Origin of the sequence: Methanoculleus thermophilus (assembly GCF_001571405.1) — an archaeon.
Lineage (GTDB): Archaea > Halobacteriota > Methanomicrobia > Methanomicrobiales > Methanoculleaceae > Methanoculleus > Methanoculleus thermophilus.
On the sequence record NZ_BCNX01000007.1, the window covers coordinates 72,760 to 90,009 of the forward strand.

Here is a 17,250-nt window from a genome sequence, read left to right on the forward strand (position 1 = left end):
CTATATAAAAATATTTCTATAATCTAGAGGTGTCGAGGAGAATTTTTATATTAATATAAAAATTTCAAGATGCAATATACCCCGGGTGCCAACGGAACACAACCTTCGGCACGATCTCACCAGAGGAGCGTCCAGGGGAGCTTACGCCCCCGCAAGCTCACGGACCTTTGCGATATTTCCGGCATCGTTTCGCCTCCCGTCGACCGGCGTCTCGCAGATGAGGGGAAGACCGCGAACGCCCGGGTGACGGAAGACGTGCCTGAATCCCGCCTCCCCGATGGACCCAAGCCCAATATGCTCGTGCCGGTCAAGCCCGCTCCCGAGCTCGCCCTTGCAGTCGTTGACGTGGACGACGCGGAGACGGGATAGACCGATCAGGTCATCGAGTTCTCCAAACGCAGCCCCGACCCCTTCCGCCGTCCGGAGATCGTAGCCGGCAGCAAAAGCATGACAGGTATCAAAACAGACCCCAACTCTCCCGTCGGCATCGATCCCATCAAGGATCCGGGCAAGGTCGGCGATGGTCGACCCGACGCTGTTCTTCTCCCCGGCGGTATTCTCAAGGAGGAGCATCACGCCGCTCTCCCCCGCATCGGCGAGCGCCCGGTTGACGGCAGCAATCACCCGCTCCCTCCCTTCATCGGCCCCGGAGCCCCGGTGATGCCCGAGGTGGGTCACGAGGTAGGGTATCCCGAGGAGACTGCACCGCCGGAGTTCACCGGTAAGCGCCTCAACCGACTTTTCATAGATCGCATCGTCAGGCGAAGCCAGGTTTGGGAGGTAGGGCATATGGTCGACGACGGGACCAATCCCCGATGCGCTCAGCGCCGCCCTGAACGCATCGATTGAGGCGGGGTCGAGATCCTTTGCCTTCCAGCCCCGGGGGTTACGGGAGAAGATCTGAAATGTATCACAGCCCGCATCGATGGCCCGCTGGATCGCAAGATCGATCGAGCCGGCGATGGAGACGTGGCATCCCACCAGAACCATACTCTAACTCTCGGCGCCGGGAGTCTTTAGGCCTTCCCCCGCCCGACCTCGCGGAGCACCGCCGCCCCGAACTCCCGGGTGCCGGCGTCGCCTCCGAGATCGGGCGTCCGGATGCCTGCAGAAAGCACCCGTCCGACGGCCGCTTCCATGGCCGCTGCTGACGCGGGGTCCCCGAGGTGGGCGAGGAGCATCGCGGCGCTCCTGATGGCAGCAACGGGGTTTGCAATGTTTCTCCCCGCAATATCCGGAGCGCTCCCGTGGACCGGCTCAAAGAGAGCGTGCCGGTCTCCGATATTCGCACTCGGCAGCATCCCGAGTCCTCCCACCAGGTAGGCGGCGGCATCGGAGAGGATATCCCCAAACATATTGGTCGTCACGATCACATCGTAGCGGTCCGGGTGCATCAAAAGATCGAGGCAGAGCGCATCGATGTAACTCGTCCTGCAGGGAACCCCCGCCCGGACGGCCTCCGCAGTGCAGATATCGACGAAGAGGCAGTCGGACTTCAAGACGTTTGCCTTGTTCCCGACAGTGAGGTGGCGGCGGGACTTTGCAAGGGTGCAGGCATAGCGGGCGATCCGCTCGCTCCCCTGCCGTGAGACGACCCGGAGAGTGCAGGCCCGAACAGGCTCCGTCCACTCGATGCCGGAGTAGAGCCCCTCGGTGTTCTCCCGCACGATGACGACATCGACCCCCTCGCCCCGGATGGGACGGACGTTCGCGTAGAGGTCGAGAGCCTTGCGGATCTGGACAAGGACGCTCCGGTACTCCGGGTCCGGCGGCGTCGTTATGGCACCAAAGAGGATGGCGTCCGCCGACCGGAGATCGGCGATCGTCTCCTCATCGCAGGCGCTCCCGGTCCGCTCCCACCGGCCGTAGCCCACCTCGACATCGAAGAACTCGAGGTCCGGACGCACCGCCTCAAGGAGGTCCCGGGCGACCGGGATGACCTCGTGCCCGATGCCGTCGCCCTCAACGACCGCGACCTTCACCATGCTGCTCCCTCCATGCGGCCACGACCCGCCGAACCGCGTCGGCAATATCCCATGGCGACGCTCCCCAGTGGACCACGGCGCCGAACCGGCCGTTCCAGTGCCCGATCCCGGCCCGTTCGCTCCGGCAGCATCGCGCGATGAAGGGCTCGGCCGCGACCGCCTCGAGCGGGCAGATGTTCTCAACCACAACACCGTCCCCACAGCACTCCCGCACCAGGTCTCTTCCCGTCTGGCAGCCTGCAACCCGGTCGCCCGGCCAGACCGGGTCGGCATCGAGGGTGCGGGAGAACCCAGCAGCACGGCAGGGGTAGACGTCGGCCCCGAACTCGCGGATATCCCGGACGTGGTGCTCGAAGATGACCTCGAGGTCGCCAAAGATCCCGGTCTTCTCGAGGTCGCCGATCGTGGCCGAGAGGTGCGGGCGGGGCGGGGTGATATCATAAACGTGGATGTGGAGGAACCCTGAGAGGTCCGGGTCGAGCACGAATGTGGTCTGCTCGCCATGCCCGGTGAATACGGTGCACCGGCGGCCGGACCGCAAGGCTTCCTGTACTAAGAATGTTCGATCATGAATGTTCACGCGATCCGGGTAGCAGTAGACATCGTCACCGGAGGCAAGTACCCGACGTGCTATCACCTTTCGCATCAGCCCGGTCCCGTTCGGGTCGGTCTCCACCTCAAGCACCTCGGTGCCGCTAGGTCCCTCATGGATAAGATAGCGCGAGAGGAAGTAGGCCCGCTCGCCGTACGGCATGGTGGTCGCGGACCCGACAAACTTACAGTGGGTGGGAAAGATCATCGGCGCGACCTCCAGTATGGAACCAGCCCGCCGGCCCGGAGGATGGCGACCATCCTCTCCGAGAGCGGGCGGGCGGGATACCGCTTCCCGTCCACCTCCACCCACCCCGCATCGAGGTCGAAGGCGACATGGGCGCCGTCGGTGCAGGGGACGGTGGCCTCGATAACCGGGAGACCGACGTTGATGGCGTTCCGGAAGAATATCCGGGCGAACGACTCGGCGACGATCCCGACAACCCCGGCCTCCCGGAGGGCGATGACCGCCTGCTCCCGGGACGACCCGCACCCCATGTTCCTTCCGGCGACGATGACCGCACCCGAAAGGCGGCCGGCAAGTGCCGGGTCCAGGTCCTCGAAGGCATGCTCCGCCCAGACCGAGCGGTCTTTCGTCCTGAGGTAGCGGCCCGCGATGATGAGGTCGGTATCGATGTCGCTCCCGATACAGACTGCCGGTCCGGCTCCCTGCACTTATACCACCTCCGGGACGGTTATCTCACCGGCAATAGCGCTCGCGGCGGCGGTGGCGACTGACGAGAGGTAGATCTCGCCCCCGACGCCCATCCGGTTCTTGAAGTTCCGGTTGGCGGTGGAGAGACAGACCTCACCCTCGCCGAGCACGCCGGCGTGCGCACCAAGACACGGCCCGCAGCCGGGAGTCATCACCATGCACCCCGCCTCCACAATATCCGCGAGGACGCCGGTGGCGATTGCCCGGGCGAGCACCGCCCGCGAGGCTGGGATGACCAGGGTGCGAACCGCAACCTTCTTCCCCCGGACGATCCGGGCGAACCGGGCAAGGTCCTCGTAGCGGCCGTTCGTGCAGGTCCCGACGAAGACCTGGTCGAGATGCGTCCCTGCGACCTCTTCAACCTCCCGTACGGTATCCACCCGGTGCGGGACCGCGACGAGGGGCACGATATCGGCGAGATCGATATCCAGGGTTCGCTCATAACGGCACTCCTCCAGTGTCTGGGGCGATGCTGCAATTCCGTACTCCGAGAGATAACGGATAGTTGTCGTGTCGGCATAAAAGATCCCTGCCTTTGCTCCGGTCTCAACCGCCATGTTCGCGAGCGTCAGCCGCCCGTCCATGGAGATCGTCGCCGCTCCATCGCCCACGAACTCCAGCGCCCGGTAGGTCGCCCCCTCCATCCCGAGTTTTGCAACATAGGTTAGAGCGAGATCCTTTGGTTCCGCCGCACCGGAGAGCGTGCCCGAAAGATTGATCGCGATCGTCTCCGGGACGCGGAACCACGTGGCTCCCGAGGCCCAGATCGCCGCCATATCTGTTGCCCCCACCCCGGTGGCAAACGCACCGAAGGCACCGAGGGTGCAGGAGTGGGAGTCGGCCCCGACGACGACCATGCCGGGCCGGACGATGCCTTCGCTCATCACCTGGTGACAGATCCCGGTGCCGGCGTCGGAGAGTTCCACCCCCGATGCCCGGGCGTACTCCCGGAGCTCTGCCTGGAGGGTCGCAGTTGTACCGGTGTTTGCCGGGACGATGTGGTCGAATATGAGATGCAGGCGCTCTGGGTGTGGGAGCCGCTCCACCCCCATCTCCCGGAGCGCTTCCCGGGTGAGGACGCCGGTTCCGTCGTGGGCAAACGCGAGATCGACCTCACGGTCGACGTAGGTCCCCGCCGGTCCGCCGAGGATTCTCTCAGAGAGCGTGCTCACGGGAGGACCTCCTCTTTTGCCTGCCGGAGAAGCCCGCAGAGCACCTCCGGGGTGACGCTGCACTTCCCCTCACTCTTCTGCTTCACCTGCTCGAGCACCCACCGCACCTCCGCATCGGAGAGGTCGAACCCATGGGCTTTTGCGATATGCTCAAGCGCCCGCCTCCCGGTATGCTTCCCGAGGACAAACCGGCGTTCGCCGCCCACCAGGTCCGGGGGGATGTATTCGTAGGTTGAGGGGTCTTCAAGGATGGCGGCGATGTGGATTCCGCTCTCGTGGGCAAAGGCGTTTTCGCCGACGATCGGCCGGGTGCGTTCCGGGGCCACGCCCGAGCACCCGGCAACCAGCCGCGAGATCTCCAGCAGGCGGCCAAGATCGTAGCGGTCGACTCCGCCTTTCATCCGGAGGGCGACGAGCACCTGCTCAAGCGCCGCATTGCCCGCACGCTCCCCGATCCCGTTGACGGTGGTGTGGAGCTGGAACGCCCCGGCGGCCGCGGCTGCAATGGTGTTTGCGGACGCAAACCCGAGATCGTTGTGGCAGTGAATACAGAGCGGGAGAGGGGCCGCATCGAGGATCTCCGAGACGATCGCATGAATCTCAAGCGGTGTAAGGCACCCGACGGTATCCGCGAAACTGACAAGGTCGGCCCCGTACTCGGCACCACGGGTATACATCTCAATAAGGAACGCCGGGTCGGTCCGCGAGGCGTCCTCAGCCGCAAAACGCACCTGAACACCGTGATCGGAGGCGAACTCAACCATATTGAGAGCGTCTTCGAGCACCTCCTTGCGGGGTTTGCGGTACTTGTGCCGGATATGGAGGTCCGAGGTCGCAATGAAGATGCTGACCATGTCAACGTCGCAATCGAGCGCCGCCTCAATATCGGGCTTGAGCGCTCGCGCGAGGCAGCAGACCCGTGCATCAAGACCGCTCCGGGCGATGGCGGCGACACACTCCTTCTCGGCCGTCGAGACCACGGGGAAACCGGCTTCAATCACCTCCACGCCGATCTCGTCAAGCAGTTGTGCAATAGCCATCTTCTCGTCACGGGTAAACGAGACGCCGGGGGTCTGCTCCCCGTCTCGCAGCGTTACATCACAGATCTCGATATGCCACGGTTTCATGTCGTCCACCATTGGGGCAGGCGCCTTCGACCACCACCGTCCTGGGCCCTCCCTTTGGGGGAATAAGGAGCCGGCGAAGCGTTGCCGTGTCATCCGCGGCACAGACCACCGGATCGGCCCAGGCGATGTAGCGAAGGATCTCGGGGACGGGGTGACCTCCGGTCATCCCCATCCGGTTGTTCGCGAGGACTATACAGAGGAGGGGAAGTTTGCGCTCGTAGACATCGATGAGAGCATTGATCCCGGAGTGCAGGAGCGCGTAGTCGCCGGTGAGCGCAACGCCCGGTCCGGTCGCCGCTACAGCGACCGACGAGCCGAGCCCATAGGTTGCGATACCGACACGGTAGGGTGGGTTCATCGCGAGGATGGCGCATCCGGCGTCGCAGACCGCCCACATCTTTCGCTCGCGGAGTATGCCAAAGACCGGATGGAACGGGCAGTCCCGGCAGAATGTCCGCGAGTAACCTCGCAAAGCGTGCCGCTCCGGCTCTCCGGCAATGTCGGGAGGAGCGAGCAAGCGGTGCTCCCGGAGGAAGGGACGGCCGACCTCGTGAACCTCAACGGGTGCGTCCGGGCCTATGGGGGGCGGGTAGACGGTGACAATGCGGTCTTTGCCGCCGGAGAGCCGGTTTAGCGGCGATGATCGCGACCAGGCAAACATCGCTGCGGTCCGCCGGTCCGCGGCCTCTGCCCGGCCGGCCATCGTGAGGTCCGGGTCTGCAAGGCAACCCTTTCGGTCGCTCCGGGGAACGGGGATGTCCGGCAGATCGGCGTCAAGGAGGTCGGGCGTGACCCGAAGGATCGCGACCCTTGAGAAGGTCTCGGAGGCCTCGAACGCCGCCTCGACCGCCGGACCGAGCGTCTCACCGTCCGGTTCCAGCACCGGGACCTGCGCCACCTCGCCGTAGTAGCGGGAGTCCTGGACGATGTCTGAAGCCGCCGCACGCACGTCGTCGCCGACGACCACCACAACACCCGCCCGGAGGCCCTGGACGGTGGCGTGCACGAGCGGGTCGGCACAGGCGTTGAGGCCGACGTGCTTGACGATCACAGCGGCCCTCCGCCCGGAGAGAGAGTCGCCGAGGGCATACTCGAGCGCAGTCTTTTCGTTTACGGTGATCGCAGCACCCGCCGAGGCGGCGAGGTCCGATATCGGGTAGCCGGAAACAGTATAACATCGATCGGCCGACCGGAGGAGAGCGAGAGCAAGCGCCTCTGATCCCTTCATGCGTCCCTCCCGGGCGCAAGGTCGCACCCAGTGCATGCCGCGCACATCGTCAGCGTCCTACGCGGATCAAGCCCGGCCTCCCGGAGAACCCTCTCATGGACCCTATGGAGCCGGAGCAGCCGTTCGGCGGAGGGGCGGGGCCGGTCGGCGAGGGCCGCCGCCGGGGTGAGCGGCCGGAGGACCGGGATGACACCGATCGCGGCGAGGTCTTCCATCACCCGCTCCAGGTCATCGTCGGTCTCCCCGAGGCCGACGATGATGTTCGAGTGGACTCGATCCTTGCCGAAGAGTACGACGGAGGAGGCGAGCGCCTCCCAGATCCCGTCCCAGGAGAGACCGGGGCACATCTCGCGAAAGATGCCCTCCGTCGCCGCCTCGATGTTGAACTTCACTTCCGCAACACCGAGCGCATGGAGCCTGACCGGGGTTTCTGGCCCCGGATAGATCGAGACGCCGATGGGAAGATCAAAGTGGCGGAGCGCCGCAACGACCTCAAGGACATAAGCCTCCTCCTCTTCGATCGAGGAGGCGACACCGCTTGTGATTGCAATGGCATCGATACGGTCGGCGACATCCTCGACCATGCGGACGATCTCGGCAACCTCTTTCCGGCGGCCAGGGAGATCGGGTACCGGGCAGTAACGGCAGTGAAAGATACACGTTCCGCTGACGGTGATATAGGCCTGGCGGGGACAGTGGTGGGCGGCAGGCTCGAGGACGCCGCGGAGCGCGCTGCCGTCGATGAAGAGGTCGGCCTCGCCTCTCCCCCGGTGGACGATCTCGATGGAACTTGCCTCGTTGATGCCGAGGCGGACCCTTCGACCGCCGCCATCGGAAAAGAAAAGTGAACCGGGCGACCCGGCAGAGGGGCCGGCGGTCGAATGGGAGATGTAAGGCTCCGCAGGCTCTCCGGAGAGGCGGACGGAGCCCACCTCAAGCAGCCGGGCTTTCAGCCGGATCCAGTCCATAGCGCCAGTGCCTCCTCATACCGCGTGGCAAAGGGGATCGCCGCCACCGCCCCGATCATACCTCTGCCGTCCATGACGATGGAGAGGCGTTCGTCGTCGAGTGCAGCAAGGTCGTCATGAGTGACCTCGCCCTGCTTTACGCGTCTTCCAAACGCTTCGAGCGGCGCGGGATCGAACCCACGCCAGACCGCCATCCCGGTATCATCCGAGAGGGTGTACTCCTCCAGATACTCATGGAAGCGCCGGACCAGCCCGGAGGGGTCGGTGGTGGCAAACTCGCAGGCGATGGCGACACAGTTCTTGGTCCGGTAGGGGACGGGGTAGAGCTGGACGATGGTGTGGGAGAGGTAGCGGGAACGGTCGTCCTCGACGGCTCTCGCGATGTTGTGGGCCAGCGTCCAGGTGGCTCCTTCCTCCGGAGTATCGGTGTCGTCGATCCCGATGATCACCCGCTCACGCCGGGGAAGCCAGATGGTTGAGCCCGCAAGCCGCCCACCGCCGGCAGGATCGCTCTTTTCGCGGATGACGCCTTTCGCGGTGGCACGGCAGATGGATGCGCCTACGCCGCCGCCGCCAAGACCACGGTAGGTGACGGCGATCTCGTCGTCATCAACGGCGACAGCGGCGATCCCCGCCGGGAAGAAGGAGCCCTGGAGCGCGAGGTCGACGTTGCCGGTCGAGAGCAAGTAGCGGTTGGTTGGACCAACGGTGCGGATAGAGCGGACGAGAGGGCTCTTTGCATAGTGGTGCTTCACCCACATCGCCCCGCCGATGCAGTCGAAGAACTCGATGAGTTCTACCTGCCTACCGTTCTCATCGGCCACCGCGACGATCTGCGGATACCGAATTATGTATGGATCAGAGAGTCTCTCCATAAAGTCCAGCCGCCTCAGCGCCCCGGTTCCCCCAGAGAACGGCACCGAGCGCTCCAATCCGACCTTTTCGTCCGTTCGAGTCGATGAATTGGACGCCCATCCGGGCGGCCTCGGCTTCCGCCTCCTCGACCGTCAGGAGCTCGGTCTTGACCCGCTTTAAGTAGGGAGATTCTTCCGCGAACGTGATCCCTCGGTAGACCGCGATACCGGTGTCGTTGCTGACCGCACCCGACTCGACAAAGTCACGGACGTACTCGAGGAGCTCATCTACCTTTCCGGGTCGGACGGCAAAGTTCAGGGCGGAACTGACACAGTTTGTGGTCTTCTTCGGGACCGCCGGGTTTAACTGCACAAGGCGCATGTCCAGGTACTCCACCCCGGGGATCTTGCAGCCCTCGGCGCACTTAAGCGCGAGGACCCACGTGGCGCCCTCCTCGCGGGTGTCGGTATCGTCGATCCCGATCGTCACCTTCTCGTAGAGCGGGGATGTGATCCTCACCCGGCAGATCCGGGCTCCTCCGATCCGGAGGTCTTCTTCGGATGGATACTCTGCCCGGGTCACCCCTGGCGCCTGGGTCAGACAGGCGGCGATGCCGACACCGGCACCCGCAATCCCCGACCAGGTCGTCACCACCTCGTCCCCGACAACCTCGACCCCCTCAAGCGCCTGGCCGCCGATCTCCTTGCTTGCAGCCCCGAACTTCGCCGGCGAAACCCCCAGTCGAGCGAGCATCGTCATCGTCGTGCCCTCGACGTGACAGGACTCCACCGCACCCCTCGCCCGTACCCGGTTCGCCGCGTCCCACTCGATGGTCCCTCGGGCCCGGCACTGCTCGCGAATCTCCGCAAGACCGGCCTTCTGATCGACCATAACGAGGTACTTCATCGAGAACATCGGCCCGAACCGGGCCCTGACTTCATCAGGCGTGAGTGTAATCATGATGTCACCGAAATTATCGTTAACAAGAATGTCGTTGATAACGGTATTTAAGGGGATCGATCGGGTGGGGGCAGATGGCGGAGATTCGGCTCCCTGGAGGGTGAGGAGGGGGAACGGGCGGTTGTTTCACGCGGTTGAGGGAGATGGGGTGGTGGGTATGTGGTATGCAGGGACTAGTTTTCCTATAACGAAAGAACAAGCGAATAGCGATGGAAAGCCCATACTCTGGACCGTGGGGGCTATCGCACTTGGGGGGAGGGGCTGACGGGGAGTGCGACGGTCCGAAGGACCGGAGCTCGAGCACCGATAGGTGCGAGGGGGGATACTCCCCCCTCCCCTGTCCCCACCCCCCTGCGAGGCGATTCCCCCCAGGAATCCGTGCTGTTGCTTGAGACGGAAGTTTAATCCAGTTTCTTCACAGAAGTCGCTCAGGAACCTATGTTAGAGGTTTACGGCTGACCGACAACACGATTCTGCAGCCCATCAGAGCATCAACTTGGGTAACTCCAGCAAATATTAGATTTCGTAACGGTGTTTCAATATAGGTGTCCCAGCACCTTCAGCGCACCATGAAGCCTTCACCGGCCCCAATGGCCACCACAAAAAAAGAGATTTAGAGATAGTCCGCCAGAACGTCCTTCAGCTCGAACTTGAACGGTCCGAGGTTGCCGCCGAAGTTCCCGGCGCTGATGCGCACTACGCCCGGCACCTTGGACGCCGCCCGGATACCCTCAGCCATCGCGGTCTTGACCGAGTCCTCGTCGACACCGTCGATGACGATCTCGTAAATTGCCTTGACGCCCTCGGGGACCTTGCTGTCCTCGACCTTCTCGCGGAGGGTCGGGCAGTAGGCCTCGTTCGTGCTTGCGCCCATGAACTTGTACTTCTTGCTCCCGACCTTCGAGCCGCTTGCAACGATGCCGCCGGGGAATGGCGTGATGACACCGCAGACGCCGCTAATGGCGTCGATCGCCGCCTGGGCAGCGGTGAGAGCAGCCATCTGATTCTCGCCCATGATGAAGAAGTTGCCGCCCGCAACACCCTTGACGATGCCGAACTCCTCCTCGCCGATGTACTCGCCCTCCATGATCGGGATGGCCCATACCGTCCTGCCGCCGACCTCACGCTTCTCCTCGTAGCCGTCGCCGAAGAAGTGGAGCTTGACCGGGATCTTCTCCGGGACCTCGGCGACGACGTCGGCGAGACCGTCAAAGACCGCCGTCGTCGGTGCCGTGAGGACGCACTCAGCGAGGCGCTCCACGACCTGCTCTTTGAGTTTCTTCTTGCTCGCGCAGATCAGGATCGCATAGCCGGGCCGTCCGTCGGGGGTCTCGTCGGCGGGAACAAAGCAGTCGATGCCTGCCTCCGCCGGACATCCGATGGTCGAGGTGGCAAACCCAACAGCCTCAACTGCTGCCTTGTATGCCCATTCCTCAGTGACGGCGGTAATAATGGGCCGTGCCACCCAGGTCGGAAAAGCTTCTGCGTAGGTGTCATCGATAGTTACGCCATTCAGTTCCATGAATAAACTACACCTCGTTTGCTACAATGTTACAATCCGGACAGAATAAGGTTTCTTTTTTTTCTCGAAAAAGGGCGAGCAGGCCATTTATGCTGCCGGCGATCAGAGCGGCATGGTTGCCCAACACCTTCGGTCGCTCATCGAAGACCCACTGCTCCAGGCAGGAAAACAGTATAGGGATCGACGAACGAGATCTGCAGCCATCCGGAACCACGAGCTCCTGTGGGAGGAATCATGTCACGGGGTAGAGGTTGCGGGAGAGGGGTATGACCAGAGGCGAAGTGAAAACTCCAGCACCCGGCATGAAGGGAGGAGAGACGATGGATGCGAAATTCGTTGCTTCTCCAACCGCGCAAGAGATACCGGACATCAGAAAAGAGCGGAACAACAATGATCTTGTGGCTTCTGGGAGATCTTACCTGGTCTCAACGCTACTGACCGGGACTGGCCACCGATTTTCAGCAAAAGGGTAAATCCACAATATAACCATTTCGTTTTCTTCATCCACTAAAAAAAGGGATATATGCCCACGTTTTGAGTATCGGACCAACATAGTAACTTCCTTAATTTATAAAATCTAAGAGATAATCAGTATTCTGGAATATAAGGCTGTCGAATTTCAGAAAGTTTATGTATATTCTTTGACAACTCTTTTTATATCGATTTTAAATCGATCAGATCTGGTGCGTGATACCATGGCATTTGCATTGCACATCAATATGGAACGATGTACAGGCTGCAATAATTGCGTGGTGGCATGCCCTGTGGATGCTCTTGAGCTCCATACCGAAGATCCGGTAACCAAGGAGAAGATCTACAAGGTCAAAGACGGCAAGGCTGTCATCCTTGATTTCAACTCCGAGCTCTGCGCCGGTTGCGGCGTCTGCGTCCAGGCCTGCCCCTATGAGGTTATTAAGCTTGTAGGACCGTGGGAGACCCAGTCTAAGGCCCGAAAAGTAGTAGTATAGGAGTGATCTAGAGTATGGCACTGTTTCCAAAGTATTCCAAGACTCAGGAAGGTCAGAATGTCATCATGGAGCAGAGACTCCTGAAGGCAGTCAACAACCTGATCCTGAACGCAGAGACCTGCACAGGCTGCGGTATCTGTGTCGATGCCTGCCCAGAAGAGGCAATCGCGCTCGGCCCTGTCGGTGCGGCACGCCGTGGGGCAGTTAACAATGCAGCACCCGTCGATGTCAACCCTGAGAAATGTTCGTATTGTGGTGTCTGTGTCATCATGTGCCCCTTCAATGCTATGACCCTCAAGATCGATGGGGAAGAGAGGCTCCCGATCCTTGAGCGGGAAGGATTCCCCACATACGACATGGTCACCGTGATCGACGAGGAGAAATGCAGCCGGTGCACTACCTGTGATGAGGTCTGCCCAAGAGACGCCATCGCACGTGACGTACCCGCATTTGAGGGCGGCGACGAGGCAGGCAGGCCGCGCCAGACCGCATTGCAGACCAAGACCACATTTACCGTAGACACCGAGAAGTGCGATGTCTGTGGCATCTGCGGCGAACTCTGCCCAAGCATCACTGTTGCCCGCAAACCTGCAAACCCCGAGACCGGCAAGATCGAAGGGGACGTCCTGTGGGAAGAGAGCACCTGCGATGCATGCAAGATCTGTGTGGAGGCCTGCCCGCAGGAGGCAATCACCGTCGAGCGGGAAGTCATCAGCGACAAGCTGCCCGGCAAGGTTGAGATCGAGCAGGAGAACTGCTGCACCTGCACCTGGTGTGTTCACACCTGCCCACAGGAAGCAATCACCGTTGAGAAGCTCTTCGAGGGAGAGATCGAGATCAACCCCGAGAAGTGCCCCGGCGGCTGCTCGACCTGTGTTGAGGTCTGCCCCTGCAATGCACTCTACCTGCCCGCCCCCGTCCCTGCAAAGGAGATGAAGGGAGAGATTGAGCCTAACATCGCCATCAACAAGGACTTCTGCATCCTCTGCGGCGCCTGTGTCAACGCCTGCCCGAGCGAGGACGCAATCATCCTGCGGCGGACGGCCATCCGGATGAAGGACAAGGAGACGGACCTCTTCAAGAGGATCAAGGAGAAACTGCTCACCCCAAGGACATCGAAGGTGAAAGAGGCCACCCCCGGAGAGGTCGAAGTCAAAGTTTTGGAAACAGCAGAAGAGGCGTGAGGGATAGCCAATGGCAGTAAAGAAAGAATACATTGACCAAAAACTCGCTGAGAGACTCCGGGACAGGAAGTTCTACGCTTCTGACAGCAACCCCGAGTTCCTCAAGGAAGTTGAGAAGATCGGGCAGACGGCCGCCCACATGTGCTACCAGTGCGGTACCTGCACAGGATCGTGCCCCTCGGCACCCCGGAGCTCATACCGCATCCGGTTGTTCATGCGCAAAGCGGTCCTCGGACTCGAGGAAGAAGTCCTCACCGACCCGGACCTCTGGCTCTGCACGACCTGTTACAGCTGCACCGACCGGTGCCCCCGTGACCTCGCGCCGACCGACGCGATCATGGCGATGAGGAACCTTGCGTTCAAGCGCGACATTGTCCCGCGCAACTTCCTCCAGACCGTCCAGTTGATCTACAAGACCGGTCACGGCGTCCCGAACAACGACGCAAACCGGGCTGCACGCAAGAGACTCGGCCTTGATGAGGAGCCCGAGACGACGCACAAGTACCCGGAGTACCTGCCCGGAATTCGGAAGATCCTCGACCACTACAAACTGAAAGAGAATGCGGACAGAATTCTCTCGGAGGGAGAGTGAAAACCATGAGCAACAACAGACACCAATACGCATTCTTCCTCGGGTGCATCGCCCCGAACCGCTACCCCGGCATCGAAGCGGCAGCCATCGAGACCAGCAAGAATGTCGGCATCGACCTCCTGCCCCTGAAGGGCGCAAGCTGCTGCCCGGCACCGGGTGCCTTCGGTTCGATTGACTTAAACGTCTGGTACGCAATGGCGGCCAGGAACCTGGTACTCGCCGAGCAGATGGGCATGGACATCGCCCTGATCTGCAACGGCTGTTACAAGTCCATCTGGGAAGTCAACCACAAACTGAAGCACAACGACGAGCTCCGCGATGGAGTCAACGAAGTGCTCAAAGAGATCGATATGGAGTTCAAGGGGACCATCGACGTCTGGCACCTCGCCGAGCTCTACTACGACCCGGAGATCGTGGGCGTCAAGAAGCTCGCCGATAGTGTCAAGCGCCCCCTGACCGGTGCGAGAGTCGCCGTCCACTACGGCTGCCACATGATGAAGCCGCGCAAAGAGCGGCACTTCGGGAACACCGAGAACCCGATGTGGATGGAAGAACTCGTCGCCGCACTCGGAGCCGAACCGGTCCAGTACCGCAACAAGATGCAGTGCTGTGGAGCCGGTGGCGGTGTCCGTGGATACGATATAGCGCACGCGCTCGATATCACAAATGAGAAGCTGATTAACATGGAAGAAGCGGGTGTCGATGCAGTCACCGATGTCTGTCCATTCTGTCAGCTCCAGTTCGACCGCGGCCAGCTTGAGATCAAGGAGAAGTTCGGTGTTGCTCACAGCATCCCCGTCCTGCACTACAACGAACTCCTGGGACTGGCACAGGGCATGAGCCCGGAAGAGCTTGCACTCGACCTGCATGCCATCAATGTTGAGCCATTCCTGAAGAAGATCCTGTGAGGTGCAAACACATGGCAGAAGTCAAGAATAAAGAGGCAAGAATTGGCGTTTTTGTGTGCCACTGTGGTACCAACATCGCAGGTACCATTGACGTTGAGGCGGTAAAGGAATACGCCAAGACGCTCCCGAACGTCGTCGTCGCTGATAATTACGCGTATATGTGCTCCACACCCGGCCAGAACATGATCGTAGAGGCCATCAAGGAGCAGAAACTGACCGGAGTCGTCGTCGCGGCCTGCACCCCCCGCCTGCACGAACCCACGTTCCGCAACGCAACCGCAGCAGGTGGCTTAAACCCCTTCCGGTTCGAGATGGCAAACATCCGCGACCAGAACTCCTGGGTACACATGCACCAGCCCGTAGAGGCTACCGAGAAGGCAAAGGATGCAGTCAGGATCGCCGTGGCAAAGGCAGCCCTGCTTGAGGACCTCGTCCCGAAGAGTGTTCCTGTCGAGAAGGCAGCCATGGTCGTCGGCGGTGGTGTCGGCGGTATGCAGGCAGCTCTCGACCTTGCAAACGCAGGGATCAAGACCTACCTCATTGAGAAGAGCCCGACCATCGGCGGCAGGATGTCCCAGCTCGATAAGACCTTCCCGACGCTGGACTGTTCGCAGTGTATCCTGACACCAAAGATGGTGGATGTCTACCGCAACGAGAACATCGAGCTCCTCACCTACACCGAGGTTGAGGCGGTCGAGGGATACATCGGCAACTTCGATGTGACCCTCCGAAAGAAGGCACGCGGTGTCCTCACCCCGAAAGAAGCAGAAGCCCGCGGCATCGTCGGCGGCGGCTGTACCGGCTGCGGTGACTGCGCAAACGTCTGCCCGGTCATCAAGCCGAACCCGTTCGAGCTCGGCATGGCCCCGAGGAAGGCGATCTACATCTACCACCCACAGGTCTCTCCGCTGATCTACACCGTCGACTTCGACGCCTGTGTCAAGTGCGGTCTCTGCGTCGAGGCATGCGGTGCGAAGAAGGCAATCGACCTCGAGGCAAAGGATGAGTTCATGACCGTCAAGGTTGGAACTGTCATCCTCGCAACAGGATACGAAATCTTCCCGATCGAGAAGAAATTCGAGTGGGGTTACAAGAACTACGACAACGTCATCACATCGCTTGAGTTCGAGCGTCTGATCTGTGCATCCGGCCCGACCGGCGGTCACCTTGTCCGCCCGAGCGACGGTGAGACCCCGAAGAGGGTCGCGTTTGTCCTCTGTGCAGGCTCTCGTGACACGACCGGTGTCGGCAAGCCGTACTGCTCGCGGTTCTGCTGTATGTACTCGCTCAAGCACGCCCACCAGATCATCGAGAAGATCCCCGGAGCGGTGCCCTACATCTTCTACATGGACATCAGGTCCTTCGGTAAGATGTACGAGGAGTTCTACTACCGCATCCAGAACGAGGGTGCGAAGTTCATCCGCGGCAGGGTTGCAAACATCACCGAAGACCCGGTGACCAAGAACCTCCACGTGCATGCAGAAGACACGCTCCTCGGTCGGCCTGTCGATATGGAAGTCGATATGGTCGTGCTCGCGGCAGCCATCCAGCCCACCGCAGAGACCGAGAAGACCCGCAGGCTCTTCGGTGTCTCCTGTTCGCAGGACGGCTGGCTCCTCGAGGCACACCCGAAGCTGAACCCGTGCGGTACCACCACTGCCGGTGTCTACCTCGCCGGTACCTGCCAGGGGCCGAAGGATATCCCCGACACGGTCGCCCAGGCAGAGGGAGCAGCATCCGCAGCGTCCATCCCGATCCACAAGGGAGAGGTGGAGCTCGAGCCTTACTTCGCCCAGTGTATCGAGGAGAAGTGTGCAGGATGCGGAATGTGCGTCTACCAGTGCCCCTACCAGGCCCTCTCGCTCGTCGAGAAGAATGGTCGCAAGGTCATGCAGGTTACCGAGGCCAAGTGTAAAGGCTGCGGCACCTGCGGAGGGTTCTGCCCCGGCGGAGCCATCTGGATGCAGCACTTCGCAACCCCACAGATCATCGCACAGATTGACGCGTTCCTCCTTGGAGGTGAACAGTAAATGGCAGACGAAAACTGGAAGCCCAAGATCATCGCCATCATCTGCAACTGGTGCTCGTACGCAGGTGCGGACCTTGCAGGTGGCGCCCGCATACAGTACCCACCCGACGTCCGTTCCGTCCGTGTGATGTGCACGGGCAGGGTGGATCCGCTCTTCATCCTGAAGGCATTCCAGGATGGGGCGGACGGCGTGCTCGTCTCCGGCTGCCACTTCGGCGATTGCCACTATCTTGAGGGCAACTACAAGGCAGCAAAGAGGATGTTCCTCTTAAAGAGTGTCCTCAAGAACATTGGTCTTGACGACAAGCGTCTCAGAATGACCTTCGTCTCCGCATCCGAGGGTGCGAAGTGGGGTATGGTCATGGAAGACGTCGTCAAGACCATCAAAGAGCTCGGCCCAAGCCCGCTCAAAGAACTTGCCAGATAAATATACAATACCAGACAGG

General features: G+C 61.3%; 18 protein-coding genes. 7 read left to right on the forward strand and 11 right to left on the reverse strand.

The genetic code is table 11. The annotated features are described in order from the left end of the window. Nucleotides 1-141 precede the first annotated feature (141 nt). From MCUTH_RS06150 to fhcD, 11 genes are all read right to left on the reverse strand, one after another. The gene (locus MCUTH_RS06150; protein ID WP_066957170.1) at nt 142-990 is read right to left on the reverse strand and encodes a deoxyribonuclease IV; all 849 of its coding nucleotides are present in this window, start codon (nt 988-990) and stop codon (nt 142-144) included. Between the two features lie 26 nt (nt 991-1,016). Next, nucleotides 1,017-1,985 carry an isocitrate/isopropylmalate dehydrogenase family protein gene (locus tag MCUTH_RS06155; RefSeq protein ID WP_066957173.1) on the reverse strand — a complete coding sequence of 323 codons (969 nt, stop codon included), beginning with the start codon at nt 1,983-1,985 and terminating at the stop codon, nt 1,017-1,019. Then, complete coding sequence (locus MCUTH_RS06160) at nt 1,963-2,784, reverse strand: DUF7714 family protein (protein ID WP_066957176.1); 822 nt, start codon at nt 2,782-2,784, stop codon at nt 1,963-1,965. Before MCUTH_RS06160 ends, MCUTH_RS06155 begins: the two co-directional genes overlap by 23 nt. After that, nucleotides 2,781-3,251, reverse strand: a complete 471-nt coding sequence (locus MCUTH_RS06165) for a LeuD/DmdB family oxidoreductase small subunit (RefSeq protein WP_066957179.1) — start codon at nt 3,249-3,251, stop codon at nt 2,781-2,783. The genes MCUTH_RS06160 and MCUTH_RS06165 overlap by 4 nt, the downstream gene beginning before the upstream one ends. Next, nucleotides 3,252-4,463: a 3-isopropylmalate dehydratase large subunit gene (locus MCUTH_RS06170; RefSeq protein WP_066957181.1), complete on the reverse strand. Its 1,212-nt coding sequence runs from the start codon at nt 4,461-4,463 to the stop codon at nt 3,252-3,254. Then, nucleotides 4,460-5,590: a homocitrate synthase family protein gene (locus MCUTH_RS06175; protein ID WP_066957718.1), complete on the reverse strand. Its 1,131-nt coding sequence runs from the start codon at nt 5,588-5,590 to the stop codon at nt 4,460-4,462. Before MCUTH_RS06175 ends, MCUTH_RS06170 begins: the two co-directional genes overlap by 4 nt. Beyond that, entirely contained in the window at nt 5,562-6,818 is a 1,257-nt protein-coding gene (locus tag MCUTH_RS06180; RefSeq protein WP_066957184.1) for a thiamine pyrophosphate-dependent enzyme, read from the reverse strand. The genes MCUTH_RS06175 and MCUTH_RS06180 overlap by 29 nt, the downstream gene beginning before the upstream one ends. After that, nucleotides 6,815-7,786, reverse strand: a complete 972-nt coding sequence (locus MCUTH_RS06185; protein WP_066957187.1) for a radical SAM protein — start codon at nt 7,784-7,786, stop codon at nt 6,815-6,817. The genes MCUTH_RS06180 and MCUTH_RS06185 overlap by 4 nt, the downstream gene beginning before the upstream one ends. After that, nucleotides 7,768-8,661 (reverse strand): methanogenesis marker protein 11, encoded by an 894-nt coding sequence (mmp11, locus tag MCUTH_RS06190; RefSeq protein WP_066957190.1) that lies wholly within the window; start codon nt 8,659-8,661, stop codon nt 7,768-7,770. Before mmp11 ends, MCUTH_RS06185 begins: the two co-directional genes overlap by 19 nt. Then, on the reverse strand, nt 8,645-9,601 hold the full coding sequence (locus MCUTH_RS06195) for a tRNA(Ile)(2)-agmatinylcytidine synthase (RefSeq protein WP_066957192.1): 957 nt from the start codon (nt 9,599-9,601) through the stop codon (nt 8,645-8,647). Before MCUTH_RS06195 ends, mmp11 begins: the two co-directional genes overlap by 17 nt. A gap of 613 nt (nt 9,602-10,214) precedes the next feature. Further along, nucleotides 10,215-11,123 carry a formylmethanofuran--tetrahydromethanopterin N-formyltransferase gene (gene fhcD, locus MCUTH_RS06205; RefSeq protein WP_066957197.1) on the reverse strand — a complete coding sequence of 303 codons (909 nt, stop codon included), beginning with the start codon at nt 11,121-11,123 and terminating at the stop codon, nt 10,215-10,217. A gap of 266 nt (nt 11,124-11,389) precedes the next feature. Between fhcD and MCUTH_RS11575 the strand changes: the two genes are divergently transcribed. The 7 genes from MCUTH_RS11575 (at nt 11,390) to MCUTH_RS06235 (ending at nt 17,231) form a co-directional block, all read left to right on the forward strand. Further along, nucleotides 11,390-11,596, forward strand: a complete 207-nt coding sequence (locus MCUTH_RS11575; RefSeq protein ID WP_150468737.1) for a hypothetical protein — start codon at nt 11,390-11,392, stop codon at nt 11,594-11,596. Nucleotides 11,597-11,818: 222 nt separating this feature from the next. Continuing rightward, nucleotides 11,819-12,091, forward strand: a complete 273-nt coding sequence (locus tag MCUTH_RS06210; protein WP_066957199.1) for an indolepyruvate ferredoxin oxidoreductase subunit alpha — start codon at nt 11,819-11,821, stop codon at nt 12,089-12,091. A 14-nt stretch (nt 12,092-12,105) separates the two neighbouring features. Next, nucleotides 12,106-13,275, forward strand: coding sequence for a 4Fe-4S binding protein (locus MCUTH_RS06215; RefSeq protein ID WP_066957201.1), 1,170 nt, complete (start codon nt 12,106-12,108; stop codon nt 13,273-13,275). A gap of 10 nt (nt 13,276-13,285) precedes the next feature. Next, on the forward strand, nt 13,286-13,867 hold the full coding sequence (gene hdrC, locus MCUTH_RS06220; protein ID WP_066957203.1) for a CoB--CoM heterodisulfide reductase subunit C: 582 nt from the start codon (nt 13,286-13,288) through the stop codon (nt 13,865-13,867). Nucleotides 13,868-13,872: 5 nt separating this feature from the next. Beyond that, complete coding sequence (gene hdrB / locus MCUTH_RS06225) at nt 13,873-14,775, forward strand: CoB--CoM heterodisulfide reductase subunit B (RefSeq protein WP_066957205.1); 903 nt, start codon at nt 13,873-13,875, stop codon at nt 14,773-14,775. 11 nt (nt 14,776-14,786) lie between these two features. Further along, on the forward strand, nt 14,787-16,805 hold the full coding sequence (locus tag MCUTH_RS06230; RefSeq protein ID WP_066957207.1) for a CoB--CoM heterodisulfide reductase iron-sulfur subunit A family protein: 2,019 nt from the start codon (nt 14,787-14,789) through the stop codon (nt 16,803-16,805). Continuing rightward, on the forward strand, nt 16,806-17,231 hold the full coding sequence (locus tag MCUTH_RS06235; RefSeq protein WP_066957209.1) for a hydrogenase iron-sulfur subunit: 426 nt from the start codon (nt 16,806-16,808) through the stop codon (nt 17,229-17,231). Nucleotides 17,232-17,250: the final 19 nt, after the last annotated feature.